Origin of the sequence: Marinobacter piscis (assembly GCF_007671655.1) — a bacterium.
GTDB lineage: Bacteria > Pseudomonadota > Gammaproteobacteria > Pseudomonadales > Oleiphilaceae > Marinobacter > Marinobacter piscensis.
In genome coordinates, this window is the sequence record NZ_VCGX01000001.1 from 206569 (window position 1) to 222913 (window position 16345).

Consider the following 16345-nt stretch of genomic DNA (forward strand, 5'->3'; position numbering starts at 1 on the left):
CCGGCTATACAGCGGCTGGCTTAACGCTTACCGCTGTTACTCACCAGCCGGCGGGGGACCAAAGTGGTTTCCTCGCCTTCCGGTCTGGCTTCTGCCAGCCCTATGAATCCTTCATTGCCATAAATACGCACAAAGCCTTCATAAGACCGGGCCGGTATTCTAACCGGTTGCCCATTCAATATCGACACCAGGGGCTGGCCAGACAAGCGCTCTTCCGGGAACATGGAAAGCGCAGCATCCGGCGCAACCAGAAGGCCGTCCAGGCTTTCGCCCTGCTCCCGCATGGCCTCAAGATCCGGCACTGCATGCACATCTGCCAGGGTAAAGCCTGCAGCCAGCGTACGCCTGAGCGCAACCACATGGGCACCGCAACCCAACACTTCGCCAATATCTTCAGCGAGTGAGCGAATATACGTACCTTTGGTGCACTTGACCGCAATGTCTATCTCATTTTCCCGGATATCCAGAAGCTGCAGCTCGTAAATTGTAACCGGGCGTGCAGGCCGTTCTACCTCAATGCCTTCACGGGCATATTCATACAGCGGACGGCCCTTATGCTTGAGTGCCGAATACATGGAAGGAACTTGCTCGATATCCCCGCGAAACTGTGCAAGCACAGGTTCGAGGGTTTCCGGAGTCAGCCCTTCGGGTACCGGCTTGGTGGCAACGACTGCGCCTTCACTGTCACCGGTTTCCGTACGCTCACCCAGACGGGCGGTTGCGATATAGGCTTTGTCACTGTCGAGCATCATCTGCGAGAACTTGGTTGCCTCGCCGAAACACAGGGGCAGCACCCCTGTCGCAAGAGGATCAAGAGCGCCTGTATGGCCGGCTTTTGCCGCTCCGTATAGGCGCTTGACCTGTTGCAGGATACCGTTGGAGGTAACCCCCTGGGGTTTATCGATTACCAGTATGCCGTTAACGTCACGACCTTTGCGCCTGCGACTCAAGTATCTGACTCCGGGCTGTCCTGATTATCATCTTCCGGATCAACGGCCGGCTTATCCCCCACCGCTTTCCGAATCAGGTTGTCCATTTTACGGCTGTAGCCCTGAAGCTCGTCAAAGTGGAACCGAAGCTGGGGAACAACCCGCAACTTCATGGCCCGCCCCACCTGGCCCCGAAGGAACCCGGCGGCCTTGTTCAGCACAAAGACAGACTCTTTCACTTCAGGGGAGTCAGCCGTGAGCTCTTCAGTAGACATCAGCGACACATAGATGTCGGCATAGCCAAGGTCACGACTGACCTTGACTGCATTCACCGTTACCATGCCGAGGCGGGGGTCTTTAACCTCACGCTGAATCAGCTGTGCAAGCTCACGCTGCATCTGATCGCCGATGCGATCAATACGACTGAACTCTCTAGCCATCAGGCCCCCGTTGATTCGAGCTTACGCTCGACTCTGACACGGTCGAAGACTTCGATCTGGTCACCGACCTTCACATCGTAGCCTTTTACGCCGATACCACACTCCATGCCGTTACGGACCTCGGCTACGTCATCCTTGAAGCGACGCAGGGATTCCAGCTCGCCCTCAAAGATCACCACGTTGTCCCGGAGTACGCGGATTGGCTTGTTACGGTAGACAGTGCCTTCAGTCACCATGCAGCCGGCCACCTGACCAAACCTGGGTGAGCGGAACACGTCGCGCACATCGGCAATACCAACGATATCCTCGCGGTATTCCGGTGCCAGCATGCCGGTCAGCGCTGCTTTCACATCATCCAGCAGGTTGTAGATGATGCTGTAGTAGCGCAGATCCAGACCTTCTTGCTCAACAAGACGCCTGGAAGCGGCATCTGCACGCACGTTAAAGCCAAAGATTACAGCATTAGTGGCCACAGCCAGGCTGACATCGGTTTCCGCAATGCCGCCGACACCTGAAGACACAATCTTCACCTGTACTTCCTCGTTACCCAGATCCTGCAAGGACTTGGTGATGGCTTCGAGGGAACCACGAACGTCTGTTTTAAGGACTATGTTGAGGGTCTTGACCTCATCTTTGCCCATATTCTCAAACAGGTTCTCAAGCTTGGATGCCTGCTGGCGCTGCAGGCGCTGTTCACGTTCACGTACATGACGGAACTCGGCCAGCTCTTTGGCCTTGCGCTCATCGGATACGGCAAAGAACTCATCGCCGGCGTTAGGCGTACCATTCAGGCCGAGAATCTCAACCGGAATAGAGGGGCCGGCATCCTTCACCTGCCTGCCTGCTTCATCGGTCATGGCCCGGACTTTACCGAAGTATGAGCCCGCAACAACCATGTCGCCCTTGTTCAGAGTACCGTTCTGTACCAGTACCGTGGCAACAGAACCACGGCCACGTTCCAGGCTGGACTCAACCACAATGCCGTTTGCCGGCGCATCGGTTGAAGCTTCCAGTTCCAGGATTTCGGCCTGCAACAGTACGGCTTCCAGGAGGTCGTCGATACCATCGCCGGTGTGGGCAGAGATAGGCACAAACTGAACGTCGCCACCCCAGTCTTCGGGTATAACTTCAATTCCGGACAACTCGGTTTTCACCCGGTCGGGGTCGGCCTGCTCTTTGTCCATCTTGGTGATCGCTACCACAATCGGCACGCCGGCAGAGCGGGCATGCTGAACCGCCTCTTTGGTCTGCGGCATCACGCCGTCGTCGGAGGCAACCACCAGAATTACGATATCAGTGCACTGGGCACCACGGGCGCGCATTGCAGTAAATGCCGCGTGTCCCGGCGTATCCAGGAAGGAAACCATACCGTGATCGGTTTCCACATGGTAAGCACCAATATGCTGGGTAATACCACCGGATTCGCCAGACGCAACCTTGGTACGGCGGATGTAGTCCAGCAGCGAGGTTTTGCCGTGGTCAACGTGACCCATCACACTGACGACAGGGGCGCGCTTGACCTTTTCCTGGCCTTCAACCTTGAATTCGCTGAGTACTTCTTCCTCAAACGCGTCGTCACTGACGGGCTTGGCATGGTGTCCCAGCTCTTCAACGACCAACATTGATGTTTCCTGGTCCAGCGGCTGGTTGATGGTGGCCATCACACCCATGCCCATCAGGACTTTGATCACATCCCCGGATTTTACGGCCATCCGCTGTGCAAGATCGCCAACAGTAATTACTTCAGGTATTTCTACTTCTCTGACCATTGGTTTGGTCGGCCTCTCGAAGCCATGACGCTTCTCTTTGGGTTTCTTTTTCGCCCGGAGTGGTTTGCGCAGTGTACTGCCATCATCATCTGATCCAGTACGCGTCTTGTCTCCGGAGCGGTTACGTGGGCCACGATGGCCTGCCTGTTTCTTCCTGGGCTTGCCGTCCTCGTTGTCGTCATCACGACCACGACCTTTTTCTTTCTTTTTCTTGGGCTTGCGATCCTTTCCTTCACCTTCAGGCGGCGGCATCGGCATATCTTCCGGAGCAACAGCCGGTTCTGGCTCAGGGGCCTTTTCAGGCTCGGCGGCGGGCGCCTGTTCTTCTGGCGCCGGCTCGGCGGTCTTAGCCGTTTCAGCTGGAGCTTCTGCTGGTGTTTCTGCCGCTGGCTCCGGCTGCTCCTCCGCAGCCTTGGCTTCGGCCTGTTCCGGCTCTGGTTGCGGCTGCTCTGCCTGAGCCTGTAATTGCTCAGCCTCTGACGGCTCTGCGGCCGGCGTCTGCGGCAATTCTTCAGCTGCCGGGGCCTCAGCCTCTGGCTCTGGCTGCAGTTCCGCACGCTTCACATAGGTACGGCGTTTACGTACTTCTACATTAACCGTCTTGGCTTTTCCAGCCTTCAGTTTGGTCGTGGTTTTGCGCTTAAGCGTAATCTTTCTGGGCTCGGCGCCTGCTTCACCGTGGGTCTGTCTCAGATAGGTCAGCAATTGCTGCTTCTCATCACTGGATACAGTGTCGTTTTCTGAGCGAGCCTTCAGGCCAGCTTCCACGATCTGCTTCAGCAAACGATCCACGGGAGCGCCTACATCTTCGGCCAGTTGTTTTACCGTTAATTCAGCCATACTGGTCTCCTCCCGAGTTAAGCCTGGTCTTCAAACCAGGGGGCGCGTGCTGCCATAATCAATTGTCCGGCACGCTCTTCGTCCACACCTTCGATTTCAAGCAAGTCATCAACCGATTGCTCTGCCAGATCCTCCATAGTCCGCACACCCATGCCGGCAAGCTTGTACGCCAGTTCACGGTCCATGCCTTCCATACCCAGAAGATCTTCGGCCGGTTCAGCTTCATCGAGGGTTTCTTCGCCTGCCAGTGCCTGACTCAGCAGGGCATCTTTGGCACGGCGACGCAATTCTGTCACTGTGTCTTCATCAAAGCCTTCTATGGCCAGCATTTCTTCCATCGGCACATAGGCCACTTCTTCAATAGAGCTGAAGCCTTCCTCAATCAGGGCTCCGGCAAACTCTTCATCCACATCAAGGTGGGTAGTGAAGCGTTCAACCAGGGTATTAAACTCCTTCTCCTGACGCTCATCGGCTTCGTCTTCGGTCATTACGTTCAATGTCCAGCCGGTCAGGTCTGTTGCCAGGCGAACGTTTTGTCCGTTGCGTCCGATTGCCTGTGCCAGGTTGTCTTCGGCGACCGCAACTTCCATGGTATGCCGGTCTTCATCGATTACGATCGAGGCGACTTCGGCTGGTGCCATAGCGTTTATAACCAGCTGGGCCGGGTTGTCGTCCCACAGCACAATATCAACACGCTCACCACCCAGCTCATTGGACACTGCCTGTACACGCGAGCCTCGCATGCCTACGCAGGCACCCACCGGATCGATACGTCGGTCGTTGGTCTTCACTGCGATTTTGGCCCGTGAGCCCGGGTCCCGGGCTGCACCACGAACCTCGATCAGATCCTCTGCGATCTCCGGAACTTCAATCCGGAAGAGCTCAATCAGCATTTGCGGAGCGGTACGGCTGAGGATCAGCTGCGGACCGCGGTGATCCGTGCGGATTTCCAGCAAGAGTGAGCGAACTCTGTCTCCCATACGGAAGGTTTCACGCGGGATCAGGTGTTCTCTGGGCAATAACGCTTCAGCGTTGGCGCCCAAGTCTACGATAACATTATCGCGGGTAACCTTCTTAACGGTCCCGGAGACCAGTTCACCCACGCGGTCGCGGTAGCTGTCGACAATCTTGCTACGCTCAGCCTCGCGGACCTTCTGGAAAATAATCTGCTTTGCAGCCTGAGCCCCGATCCGGCCGAAGGAAACAGATTCAGCCTGCTCTTCGTAGGTATCTCCGGGCTTCAGCGAAGGGTCAATCTCTTCCGCCTCCTGAAGCGTCAGCTCGGTACCCAGCGCAGGCACAGCATCGTTATCAACCACCAGCCAGCGGCGGAATGTTTCATACTCACCGGTACGACGGTCAATTGACACCCGTACATCGGCTTCTTCGTCTTCATAGCGTTTTTTCGCAGCAGTGGCGAGTGCGAGCTCTATCGCTTCGAAAATAACGTCCTTCTCGACACCTTTTTCGTTCGAGACGGCCTCTACCACCAGCAAGATCTCTTTACTCATCGGATTGCCCTGCCCTGAAAATTAACTGTGCATCTACTACTGGGTTATAAAAAATCACTTGAACACCGGGATAATATGGGCTCGTTCAATGCTATCAAAAGGCAGCAGGTACTCGTGGTTATCCACAATCACAACCACATCCCCGTCTTCCATGCCTTTTAACAACCCCTGAAACTTGCGCCGCCCTTCAAAGGCCATGCGCAGACGGATATTTACCTGATGCCCCACAAAGGCCTGATAGTGCTCCGGCCGAAACAACGGACGGTCCATCCCCGGAGACGACACCTCAAGCGTGTATTCTGTCTTTATGGGGTCTTCTACATCCATAACCCCACTGATCTGACGACTGACGGTTTCACAATCGTCTACGCTTATGCCGTTTTCAGCATCGTCAATGTATACCCGCAGCAAGGACTGACGGCCCCGGGTGCGGTACTCAACACCCCAGAAGTCGAACCCTAACCCTTCTACTACCGGGCAAAGAATGTTTTCCAGCTGTTTAATCTTGCCTGACAACTTAGGCGGTCTCCGTTATTAAATTTCCCGGCCCCAAAAACAAAAAAAGGGCTGTTAATCAGCCCTTTTTACGCACCAGGGCCTGTTACGCCAGGCCCCTTAATCAAAAAGCCCCGACAGACCGGGGCTTTTTGTTGCAAGAACTTGCAGGAAACAAACCGGTATACCGCTTCCTGCTGACAGACACCTGGCCTGCCGGAAGCCCGGCAGGAACGCTGCCAGACTTCGATAACCGCCGGAGTATAGTGACACCTGACGGACTGGTCAAGGACTGACCAAAAAAAGGCCTGGATAAACCAAGCCGTTTTTTAAAAATTGGTGCCCGGGGCCGGACTCGAACCGGCACAGCTTTCGCTACTACCCCCTCAAGATAGCGTGTCTACCAATTTCACCACCCGGGCAATTTTTTACTCGAGATCGGGAAGTTCGGACTCCCCGCTCCCGGCTTCGCTTTCAGCACTGCCTTCGTTACCAGCGGCACCCTGAGCAGGAGCCTGCCGGGATTCTTCAACAACCGGAATTCCGGCTTCACCTGCAACCTCAGCGCGCTGCTTGGCAAATACTGCCAGCGAGAAACTTGTTACGAAAAAGACGACTGCAAGCAAGGCGGTAACACGGGTCAGAAAACTGCCACTGCCCTGACTGCCAAATACCGTCTGGGATGCGCCGCCCCCGAAGGCAGCACCTGCATCCGCACCTTTACCTTGTTGGATCAGCACCAGACCCACCAGAGCCACCGCGATCACAACGTGCACAACGACTATTAGTGTTTCTACCCAATCCATATCGACTCTCGTGACCCTTTAACTTTAGGCACTTGCCGGCAACGACCGGCAAATACTAACAAAATCCTCTGCGATCAGCGATGCCCCGCCAATCAGACCGCCATCTATATCCGGCTCGGCAAAAAGTGCGGAGGCATTATCCGCTTTTACGCTGCCGCCGTAAAGTACTGAAACCTCATCGGCCGGTGCACCCATATCTTTCAGCACGCCACGTATTGATGCGTGCATCGCCTGGGCGTCTTCTGCGGTTGCAGTTTTCCCGGTACCTATAGCCCATACCGGCTCGTAAGCAACCACAATGTTTTGCCACTCAGAATGCTGGGTTACCGAAATCAACCCCGAGCGCACCTGCCTGGCCACAACAGCCTCAGCCTGACCGGCTTCACGCTCTTCCAGCGATTCGCCAACACAAACAATGGCCGTTAAATCGTTGGCGACGGCCAGAGATACTTTTCGGGCAACCATTTCATCGGTTTCCCCGAAGATCTGGCGCCGCTCGGAATGCCCGACCAACACATAGCGACATCCGGCATCTTTGGCCATTGCCGGTGCAATCTCACCGGTATATGCGCCGGATTCCCATTGCGCAATGTTCTGAACGCCTACTGCAAGGTCGCCCCGGGCCTGGCTCAGCACGTCCCCGACATACAGTGCGGGAGGGATAATAACAACCTCCACGCCATTATCAAGAGAGCCGGTCTCAGACCGGACATAGCCAACCAGTTCCTTTGCCAGGTCTTTCGACCCGTTCATTTTCCAGTTTCCGGCTACAATCCTGCGACGCATAACAATTCCCGAATGTAAGGGAGGGCGCACTATACAGCAGTCCCTCAAAACAGACAACCGCTTCAAAAAAGCGGATCAGGGCGTGGAGTTCTCGACAATCCCCGCCAGTTTCTCGGCAACACGACGTATGTCGGCCTCATTCTGGCCTTCAGTCATAACCCGAATCAAAGGTTCGGTACCGGAGGCCCGGAGGAGCACTCTGCCGGAGTCGCCCAGCTCGGATTCCGCGCTCGCAACTGCCGCAGCTATATCCTCACGACTGAAAGGATCAAAGCGCTCGGTTACCCGCACGTTAATCATGACCTGGGGCAGCAAAGTCATCCCCTTACGAAGCTCTGCAAGCGTCTGACCGGATCTCTCGATGTGCAAAAGCACCTGCAGCGCGGAGATAATACCGTCTCCGGTACTGGTACAATCACGGATAACCATATGCCCGGAACCTTCGCCACCCAGCACCCAGTTGTTTGCAACCAGTCGCTCCATGACATAGCGGTCGCCCACTTTAGCCCTTTCGAAATCAATACCCAGTCCGGCCAAAGCCAGCTCAACCCCCAGGTTAGTCATGAGTGTTCCAACAGCGCCGCCCTTGAGCGTACCTTCGGCAAACCGCCGGGAGGCAAGGATAAACAACAACTCATCACCGTCTACCTCGGAGCCATCGCGATCTATCATTAATACCCGGTCGCCATCACCATCAAAGGCAATACCCAGATCGGCCTGCCTGTCTTTAACGGCTGCTTTGAGCGCCTCAAGGTGAGTTGAGCCTACGTTCAGGTTGATGTTCAGACCGTCCGGCTCAGCCCCGATAACCGATACCCTGGCACCAAGCTCCCGGAACACCTTAGGTGCTACGTGGTAAGTTGCCCCATGGGCACAATCAAGCACGATGTGCAGGTGATCCAGCGCCAGTTCATTGGGCACGGTGCTTTTGCAAAACTCTACATAGCGCCCCGGGGCGTCCTCTATGCGCGAAGCTTTCCCCAGCTCACCCGGCTGACAGACCTCAACCGGCGCCTCCAGCCAGCGCTCTATTTCCGCCTCCAGCGCATCATCCAGTTTGACACCATCGGCGGAGAAGAACTTGATGCCGTTATCATGGTGAGGGTTATGGGAGGCACTGATAACAATCCCTGCCGACGCCCTGAACGTGCGGGTGAGGTAGGCAATGGCCGGCGTAGGCATTGGTCCCAGAAGCTTCACATCCACCCCTGCAGCAGAAAGGCCAGCTTCCAGGGCAGACTCAAACATGTAACCAGACAGCCGAGTGTCCTTACCGATTAAAACACTGGCGCGCTCGTCCGCCTTTTTAAAGGTCTGGCCGACAGCCCAGCCCAGACGGAGCATAAACTCCGGGGTGATCGGGTGCTCACCCACTCTTCCACGAATTCCGTCGGTACCAAAGTACTTTCTTCCGGCCATCAACCTGCCTCCTTTACAGCCATCGCAACACTGACAGCATCCACTGTCTCCCGGACATCATGCACACGCACAATGCCTGCGCCCTTCAAGGCCGATATTGTCGCGGCTGCAAGGCTTGCCGGCAACCTTTCATTAACATCCCGGCCAACAATCTCACCGAGCATCGACTTTCTGGACATACCGACCAGCAAGGGATGGCCCAGCGCCTGCAACTGTTCCAGCGACGCCAGCAAACGCAGGTTGTGTTCCAGGTTTTTCCCGAACCCGAACCCCGGGTCGAGAATGATGTTATCGGCTGCAACGCCAGCACCCTGTGCGGCACGGACCCTCTCACTGAGGAACTCTCCTACCTCACGAAGTACGTTGCGGTACTCCGGCCGCTCCTGCATGGTTTGCGGCTCACCCTGGATATGCATGATACACACCGGAATGCCCGAACTGGCGACAGCATCCAGTGCGCCGTCTCTTTGCAGTGCCCGCACATCGTTAATCAACCCGGCACCCAGCGCAGCGGACTGGGTCATTACCTCGGGCGTGCTCGTATCCACAGAAACAACCACATCCAGCTCCCGCGAGACAGCCTCTACCACCGGGCAAACCCGATCGAGCTCTTCCTGAACAGAGACTTTTGCCGCCCCGGGGCGGGTAGACTCCCCGCCCACATCAATGAACGCAGCTCCGTCTGCGACCAGCTGCCTGGCTCTCAGCAGCGCTGCATCCAGCTGGTTGAAGCGCCCACCGTCGGAAAAGGAATCCGGCGTTACGTTAAGAATGCCCATAACATGGCATCTGGACATGTCCAGAGTGCGTCCGGCAAATGTCATTTCCATAAAACATCCTTTCGGGGCAGGTACATCAGCAGGGGTTATAAAGTAGCTGACAAAGCAAACGCCGCCCTCGGAAGGGCGGCGCGCATCAGCTCAGCGAGCCTGAACCGGGAGCCTTAGTGCTCTCCGGCAGGCCGGCCAACATCGGGCCGGGGGTTGCCAGCGGAGGAGCCGGACTCAGGAGCCGTCTCCGGGCCGCCGGTTTTGGCGCCACCCGCAGACCCTCTGTCATCCCAGCCCTTGGGTGGCCGTGGCTCACGGCCTTCCATGATGTCATCAATCTGGTGACGATCGATGGTCTCATACTTCATCAGTGCATCAGCCATCATGTCGAGCTTATCCCGGTTATCAATCAGGATCTGCTTGGCTGTCTCATAACAGCTGTCAATGATATTGCGCACTTCTTCATCAATACGCTGGGCGGTTTCCGGCGAATAAACCGTTTGCGACTGCCCGGCCGAGCGGCCGATAAACGGCTCCTCACTGTCGGTATCGTACTGCAGCGGCCCAAGCTTTTCGGAAAGCCCCCAGCGGGTCACCATATTGCGGGCAAGGCTGGTTGCACGCTCGATATCGTTGGAGGCACCTGTGGTGACGCCATCGAAGCCCAGCGTTAACTCTTCAGCAATACGCCCGCCGAACAAGCTGGCAATAGAGCTGATCAGGAAGCGCTTGCTGTGGCTGTACTTGTCCTCTTCAGGAAGGAACATAGTCACACCCAGCGCACGACCACGGGGAATGATACTCACCTTGTAAACCGGATCATGCTCCGGCATAAGCCGGCCGACAATCGCATGCCCCGACTCATGGTAAGCCGTGTTCAGCTTTTCCTTCTCGCTCATCACCATGGACTTACGCTCTGCGCCCATCATGATCTTGTCTTTGGCGAGCTCGAACTCTTCCATGGACACCAGGCGCTGGTTTCTGCGGGCTGCAAACAGGGCTGCCTCGTTCACCAGGTTGGCCAGATCGGCACCTGAAAATCCGGGCGTGCCCCGCGCAATCAGCACAGGCTCAACGCTTTCATCGATTGGCACTTTCTTCATGTGCACTTTCAGGATCTGCTCGCGGCCAATGATATCAGGCAAGCCAACCACAACCTGCCGGTCAAAACGACCGGGGCGCAGAAGTGCCGGGTCAAGAACGTCCGGGCGGTTGGTGGCAGCAATGACGATAACGCCTTCGTTACCTTCAAAACCATCCATCTCAACCAGCAGCTGGTTCAGGGTCTGTTCACGCTCATCGTGACCACCGCCCATACCAGCGCCACGATGGCGACCGACTGCATCTATCTCATCGATAAAGATAATACAGGGGCTCTGCTTCTTGGCCTGTTCGAACATGTCGCGCACACGTGATGCACCGACACCCACGAACATCTCAACAAAGTCGGAACCCGAAATGGAGAAAAACGGAACCTTGGCTTCACCGGCAATGGCTTTTGCCAGCAGGGTTTTACCTGTACCCGGCTGCCCCACCATGAGAACGCCCTTGGGTATGCTGCCGCCAAGGCGTTGGAACTTGCTCGGATCCCGCAGAAAATCGACCAGCTCTTTGACATCTTCCTTGGCCTCATCCACGCCGGCCACGTCGGAAAACGTTGTCTTGATCTGATCCTCACTCATCAGCCGCGCCTTACTCTTGCCGAACGACATGGGGCCTTTGCCACCCCCGCCGCCCTGCATCTGGCGCATGAAGAAGACGAACAGGGCAACAATAATGAGTATCGGGAATGCCGCCACCAGCAACTGGGTCCACAGACTCTGGCGATCAGGCTCCTTGCCGATAACTTCCACATTGTTTGCAAGCAGGTCGTCCATCAGCTTGTTGTCCGCCACCTGTGGCCGGATCGTCTGAAACTGGGAACCATCGCCACGGGTACCCTGAATTTCCAGGCCGTCGATGGTGACTGTGTTGATCTGGCCCTGCTGAACCATCTCAACGAATTGGGAATAATTGACTTGCTGACTGTCAGTGGTGGGAGAGAAGTTCTGAAACACCATTAACAGTACTGCGGCTATTACCAGCCAGAGAACCAGATTTTTTGCCATATCGTTCAAGGATCATCACCTGTGAATTGAAGAGCGGACCGACAAACGAACCGATCTTTACTGACACCTTACACTAATTATACGTCTGTCCACCAGAAACGGTCCTTCCGTAACGGCTATGGATAACGCGGCTGCGGATCAACCTCAGAGCGCTCTGCACGCCGGATAAACCCCTTCCTTACTGTATGTGGGCATTATCTCGGAAATTACAACGCCTGCAAGGTAATCTGTACGCAAGGTTGTCTGTTACAATTCGCTAATTATACGACGTTGCCAGCGAATATGCCGCTGACCTTTTATTAATTGTACCGATAAAGAGATTGCATCATGAGCCTTTCACCGGAACAGCGCCGGGAGTACCGGGCTATTGCCCATAACCTGAAGCCCGTCATCATTGTTGGTGACAAGGGTTTCACTGACAACTTGCAGGAAGAGCTCGAGCGGGCTCTCAACGACCATGAGCTGATCAAGATCAAAGTGGCAAGCCCGGATCGGGAAACCCGCCAGGAGGCGGTAACTGCGCTGTGTGCGGCGACAGGTGCTGAGGTAGTTCAGAGCATTGGCAAGATTGCCGTCATCATGCGCCGGGCCAAAAAACCCAACCCTAAGCTTTCGAACCTGCTGCGCCAAAAGAACTGACGCCGGCAATTGCCCCAAACAAAAAACCGGCTACCCATCAGGCAGCCGGTTTTTTGGTTAAACAGGGAAGCACTTTGTTCAGACGTACTCCACCTGTTCGATTTCGTACTCTACAGTGCCGGAAGGTACACGGACAGCCACTACATCATCTTCACTTTTCCCGACCAGGGCCCGGGCAATGGGCGAGGAAACCGAGATCTTGCCTTCCTTGATATCTGCTTCGTCTTCGCCAACGATCTTGTAGACCACCTGCTCGTCTGTATCAACATTCAACAGATGCACGGTTGTGCCGAAGATCACTCTGCCGCTGTTCTCCATGGCCGTTACATCAATAACCTGGGCTGCAGCCAGCTTGCCTTCAATTTCCTGAATACGACCCTCAATAAAGCTTTGCTGCTCCCGGGCTGCGTGATACTCGGCGTTCTCTTTGAGGTCGCCGTGCTCACGAGCATCGGAAATTGCAGCAATTACCCGGGGACGATCCTCGGACTTAAGCCGCTTGAGCTCCTCACGTAGGCTGGCCTCGCCCGCCTTTGTCATAGGTACTCTTTCGCTCATAATATTACTTTCCTGCGTGAAGATCCTGCAGACGGCGCACTGTTCGCTCCGGGCCAAACCTGATAGCCCGGCAAAACGCTTCACCGCCTGCCAATGTTGTTGCATAAGCCACTTTGGTCTGCAACGCTGACTGCCGGATCTCGGCCGAGTCAGAAACAGCCTTGCGACCCTCTGTGGTGTTGATTATAAGCTGAACCTGGCCGTTTTTAATGGCATCCACAATATGCGGGCGCCCTTCGCCCACTTTATTGACCCGCTCAACGTCTATGCCTGCCTCTCGCAGAACCCTGGCGGTACCGGTAGTCGCCACCAGGGTGAACCCGGCTGTTATCAGTTCCTGCGCAAGCTTTACAGCGCCGTCTTTATCCACATCACGAACCGACATGAACACCGTACCGCTTGCGGGCAGCTTCTCCCCGATCGCAAGAGATGCTTTGGCAAACGCCTCGTCAAAGCTGTCACCCAGCCCCATCACCTCACCGGTAGACTTCATTTCCGGCCCCAGTATCGGGTCAACTGACGGGAATTTATTGAACGGGAACACCGATTCTTTTACGGCATAATAGCTGGGCACCACTTCCTCAGTGAAGCCCTGCTCTGCCAGAGAGGTGCCGGCCATAACCCGTGCGGCTATCTGGGCCAGGGATGCGCCAATAGCTTTGGACACAAACGGCACGGTCCTTGACGCCCGGGGGTTTACCTCAATTACGTAGATCTCATCATTCTGCCACGCCAGCTGAACGTTCATCAGGCCGACAACTTCCAGCTCGATGGCCATCTTTCGGACCGCTTCGCGCATGGCATCCTGAACATCCGACGGCAGTGTATAGGGCGGCAGCGAGCATGCGGAGTCGCCGGAGTGAATGCCGGCCTGCTCAATGTGCTGCATTATGCCGCCAATGACGACGTCTTTTCCGTCGCTGATCGCATCTATATCCACTTCAATGGCGGCGTTCAGGAAGTGATCCAGCAGGACCGGGCTGTCGTTGGAGACCAGCACAGCGCTGCGCATGTAGCGAACCAGCTCTTCCTCCCCATAAACAATTTCCATGGCCCGGCCACCCAGCACGTAAGACGGACGCACCACCAACGGATAACCGATTTCCCGGGCCGCCAGGATGCCCTCTTCATGGCTGCGTACTGTGGCGTTTTCAGGTTGCTTGATACCCAGGCGGTTGAGCATCTGCTGGAAACGTTCACGATCTTCGGCGCGGTCGATAGCATCCGGGCTGGTGCCGATTATAGGCACACCGGCTGCCTCCAGACCCCGGGCCAGCTTCAGGGGTGTCTGGCCACCGTACTGGATAATCACACCCTTCGGCTTTTCGATGTACACGATCTCCAGAACGTCTTCGAGGGTTATAGGCTCGAAGTACAGCCGGTCGGAGGTGTCGTAATCCGTAGAGACGGTTTCCGGGTTACAGTTGATCATGATGGTCTCATAACCATCCTCACGCATCGCAAGTGCCGCATGCACGCAGCAGTAGTCAAACTCGATGCCCTGACCAATCCGGTTGGGGCCACCGCCGATAACGACAATTTTTTCGCGATCACTGGGCTCGGCTTCGCACTCTTCCTCGTAGGTTGAGTACATATAGGCAGTATCGGACGCGAACTCCCCTGCGCAGGTATCAACCCGCTTGTAGACCGGGCGAATTTCCAGCTCATGGCGCAGCTTGCGCAGGCTTGCTTCGGTGATTCCCAGAAGATTCGCCAGGCGGGCGTCCGAGAAACCCTTGCGCTTCAGGCGGAACATGGTTGCCTGGTCGATATCAGCCTTTCCAGCAGACTTCAGAGCCTGCTCTTCCAGAATGAGGTCTTCAAGCTGCACCAGGTACCAGGGATCTACTTTGGTGTACCCGAACACTTCGTCAACACTCATTCCGGCGCGGAACGCGTCACCGATATACCAGATGCGGTCGGCGCCGGGAACGCTGAGCTCCCGCGTCAGCGTTTCCCGGGCACTCTCAGAGCTGTATTCTTCAAGCTTCTCATCAAAGCCTTCAGAACCAACCTCCAGCCCACGCAATGCTTTCTGCAGGGATTCCTGGAAGGTCCGGCCGATGGCCATCACTTCACCCACAGACTTCATCTGGGTCGTCAGGCGAGCATCGGCCTGGGGGAATTTCTCAAAGGTGAACCTGGGTATCTTGGTGACCACATAATCGATGCTGGGCTCAAATGACGCCGGCGTAACACCGCCGGTAATCTCATTGCGTAATTCATCCAGTGTATAACCCACCGCCAGCTTGGCCGCTACCTTGGCAATCGGAAAGCCGGTTGCCTTGGAGGCCAGAGCTGAGGACCGGGAAACCCGGGGGTTCATTTCAATAACCACCATGCGCCCGGTGTCGGGGTGAATACCGAACTGAACGTTTGAGCCACCAGTCTCTACACCAATCTCCCGCAACACGGCGAGAGAGGCATCGCGCATGATCTGATATTCTTTATCGGTCAGGGTCTGAGCCGGCGCGACCGTGATGGAGTCCCCGGTATGCACACCCATGGCGTCGAAGTTCTCGATGGAGCATACAATAATGCAGTTGTCTGCCTTATCACGGACAACCTCCATTTCGTACTCTTTCCAGCCAATCAGGGATTCATCAATCAGCAATTCGTTGGTCGGGGACAGGTCAAGCCCGCGGGTGCAGATTTCTTCAAACTCGTCCCGGTTGTACGCAATACCCCCACCGGAGCCACCCATGGTGAAAGACGGGCGGATGATACAAGGAAACCCGATGTCGGCGGCAACCTCCCAGGCCTCCGCCATGCTTGTGGCAATGGCAGAGCGGGGGCATTCAAGCCCGATGGCTTTCATGGCCTTGTCAAAACGACTGCGATCCTCGGCTTTATCGATGGTGTCGGCATTGGCTCCGATCATTTCCACACCGTGCTCGGCCAGAACGCCGTATTTCTCCAGTTCCAGCGCACAGTTCAGTGCTGTCTGACCGCCCATGGTCGGCAGTACTGCGTCGGGCTTTTCCTTTTCAATAATCTTGGCAACCGTCTGCCAGGTAATGGGTTCAATGTAGGTCGCATCCGCCATCACCGGATCGGTCATTATGGTTGCCGGGTTCGAGTTAACCAGTATTACCCGGTAACCTTCCTCTCTCAGGGCTTTACAGGCCTGGGCGCCGGAGTAGTCAAATTCGCACGCCTGTCCGATAACAATCGGGCCTGCGCCCAGTATCAGGATGTTTTTAATGTCGGTCCGTTTTGGCATGTCTTGGTAAACCTGTTCAGCAACATTTGAATTCTTGCAGCGCATTAACGCG

The 16345-nt window shown here is 55.8% G+C and carries 14 protein-coding genes and 1 tRNA gene; 2 read left to right on the plus strand and 13 right to left on the minus strand.

Annotation, left to right across the window (positions count from 1 at the left end; translation table 11 throughout):
• Positions 1 to 20: 20 nt before the first annotated feature.
• From truB to rimP, 5 genes are read right to left on the minus strand one after another with little or no spacing between them, the layout of a single operon-like run.
• Entirely contained in the window at positions 21 to 950 is a 930-nt protein-coding gene (gene truB, locus FFI95_RS00920; protein ID WP_144820474.1) for a tRNA pseudouridine(55) synthase TruB, read from the minus strand.
• On the minus strand, positions 947 to 1369 hold the full coding sequence (gene rbfA, locus FFI95_RS00925; RefSeq protein WP_144820475.1) for a 30S ribosome-binding factor RbfA: 423 nt from the start codon (positions 1367 to 1369) through the stop codon (positions 947 to 949). Before rbfA ends, truB begins: the two co-directional genes overlap by 4 nt.
• Entirely contained in the window at positions 1369 to 3978 is a 2610-nt protein-coding gene (gene infB, locus FFI95_RS00930) for a translation initiation factor IF-2 (RefSeq protein ID WP_144820476.1), read from the minus strand. The genes rbfA and infB overlap by 1 nt, the downstream gene beginning before the upstream one ends.
• 17 nt (positions 3979 to 3995) lie before the next feature.
• Entirely contained in the window at positions 3996 to 5489 is a 1494-nt protein-coding gene (nusA, locus tag FFI95_RS00935) for a transcription termination factor NusA (RefSeq protein WP_144820477.1), read from the minus strand.
• A gap of 54 nt (positions 5490 to 5543) precedes the next feature.
• A complete protein-coding gene (gene rimP, locus FFI95_RS00940; RefSeq protein WP_144820478.1) occupies positions 5544 to 6005 on the minus strand; it encodes a ribosome maturation factor RimP in 462 nt (153 codons plus the stop codon).
• Positions 6006 to 6139: 134 nt separating this feature from the next.
• On the opposite strand from rimP, the gene FFI95_RS15335 reads away from it, so the two are divergent.
• Positions 6140 to 6280 (plus strand): hypothetical protein, encoded by a 141-nt coding sequence (locus FFI95_RS15335; RefSeq protein ID WP_186311944.1) that lies wholly within the window; start codon positions 6140 to 6142, stop codon positions 6278 to 6280.
• A 41-nt stretch (positions 6281 to 6321) separates the two neighbouring features.
• On the opposite strand, the gene FFI95_RS00945 is transcribed toward FFI95_RS15335, so the two are convergent.
• The 6 genes from FFI95_RS00945 to ftsH form a co-directional block, all read right to left on the minus strand.
• Positions 6322 to 6406 (minus strand) — tRNA-Leu (locus FFI95_RS00945).
• Positions 6407 to 6412: 6 nt separating this feature from the next.
• The gene (gene secG, locus FFI95_RS00950; protein ID WP_144820479.1) at positions 6413 to 6790 is read right to left on the minus strand and encodes a preprotein translocase subunit SecG; all 378 of its coding nucleotides are present in this window, start codon (positions 6788 to 6790) and stop codon (positions 6413 to 6415) included.
• A gap of 24 nt (positions 6791 to 6814) precedes the next feature.
• Entirely contained in the window at positions 6815 to 7576 is a 762-nt protein-coding gene (tpiA, locus tag FFI95_RS00955) for a triose-phosphate isomerase (RefSeq protein WP_144820480.1), read from the minus strand.
• 75 nt (positions 7577 to 7651) lie between these two features.
• The gene (gene glmM / locus FFI95_RS00960; RefSeq protein WP_144820481.1) at positions 7652 to 8995 is read right to left on the minus strand and encodes a phosphoglucosamine mutase; all 1344 of its coding nucleotides are present in this window, start codon (positions 8993 to 8995) and stop codon (positions 7652 to 7654) included.
• Positions 8995 to 9825: a dihydropteroate synthase gene (folP, locus tag FFI95_RS00965; RefSeq protein ID WP_144820482.1), complete on the minus strand. Its 831-nt coding sequence runs from the start codon at positions 9823 to 9825 to the stop codon at positions 8995 to 8997. The genes glmM and folP overlap by 1 nt, the downstream gene beginning before the upstream one ends.
• Positions 9826 to 9938: 113 nt before the next feature.
• Positions 9939 to 11873: an ATP-dependent zinc metalloprotease FtsH gene (gene ftsH / locus FFI95_RS00970; RefSeq protein ID WP_144821408.1), complete on the minus strand. Its 1935-nt coding sequence runs from the start codon at positions 11871 to 11873 to the stop codon at positions 9939 to 9941.
• 327 nt (positions 11874 to 12200) lie between these two features.
• On the opposite strand from ftsH, the gene yhbY reads away from it, so the two are divergent.
• Positions 12201 to 12512, plus strand: coding sequence for a ribosome assembly RNA-binding protein YhbY (yhbY, locus tag FFI95_RS00975; RefSeq protein WP_144820483.1), 312 nt, complete (start codon positions 12201 to 12203; stop codon positions 12510 to 12512).
• 78 nt (positions 12513 to 12590) lie between these two features.
• Here the strand turns inward: yhbY and greA are convergent, their stop codons facing one another.
• Entirely contained in the window at positions 12591 to 13070 is a 480-nt protein-coding gene (gene greA / locus FFI95_RS00980) for a transcription elongation factor GreA (RefSeq protein ID WP_144820484.1), read from the minus strand.
• Positions 13071 to 13074: 4 nt separating this feature from the next.
• Positions 13075 to 16293: a carbamoyl-phosphate synthase large subunit gene (carB, locus tag FFI95_RS00985; RefSeq protein ID WP_144820485.1), complete on the minus strand. Its 3219-nt coding sequence runs from the start codon at positions 16291 to 16293 to the stop codon at positions 13075 to 13077.
• Positions 16294 to 16345 lie beyond the last annotated feature (52 nt).

Bases quoted from the DNA above. Each gene is read 5' to 3' on its own strand.
- rbfA (WP_144820475.1), bottom strand. From the start codon at position 1,369: ATGGCTAGAGAGTTCAGTCGTATTGATCGCATCGGCGATCAGATGCAG.
- infB (WP_144820476.1), bottom strand. From the start codon at position 3,978: ATGGCTGAATTAACGGTAAAACAACTGGCCGAAGATGTAGGCGCTCCC.
- nusA (WP_144820477.1), bottom strand. From the start codon at position 5,489: ATGAGTAAAGAGATCTTGCTGGTGGTAGAGGCCGTCTCGAACGAAAAA.
- secG (WP_144820479.1), bottom strand. From the start codon at position 6,790: ATGGATTGGGTAGAAACACTAATAGTCGTTGTGCACGTTGTGATCGCG.
- tpiA (WP_144820480.1), bottom strand. From the start codon at position 7,576: ATGCGTCGCAGGATTGTAGCCGGAAACTGGAAAATGAACGGGTCGAAA.
- glmM (WP_144820481.1), bottom strand. From the start codon at position 8,995: ATGGCCGGAAGAAAGTACTTTGGTACCGACGGAATTCGTGGAAGAGTG.
- folP (WP_144820482.1), bottom strand. From the start codon at position 9,825: ATGGAAATGACATTTGCCGGACGCACTCTGGACATGTCCAGATGCCAT.
- ftsH (WP_144821408.1), bottom strand. From the start codon at position 11,873: ATGGCAAAAAATCTGGTTCTCTGGCTGGTAATAGCCGCAGTACTGTTA.
- yhbY (WP_144820483.1), top strand. From the start codon at position 12,201: ATGAGCCTTTCACCGGAACAGCGCCGGGAGTACCGGGCTATTGCCCAT.
- greA (WP_144820484.1), bottom strand. From the start codon at position 13,070: ATGAGCGAAAGAGTACCTATGACAAAGGCGGGCGAGGCCAGCCTACGT.
- carB (WP_144820485.1), bottom strand. From the start codon at position 16,293: ATGCCAAAACGGACCGACATTAAAAACATCCTGATACTGGGCGCAGGC.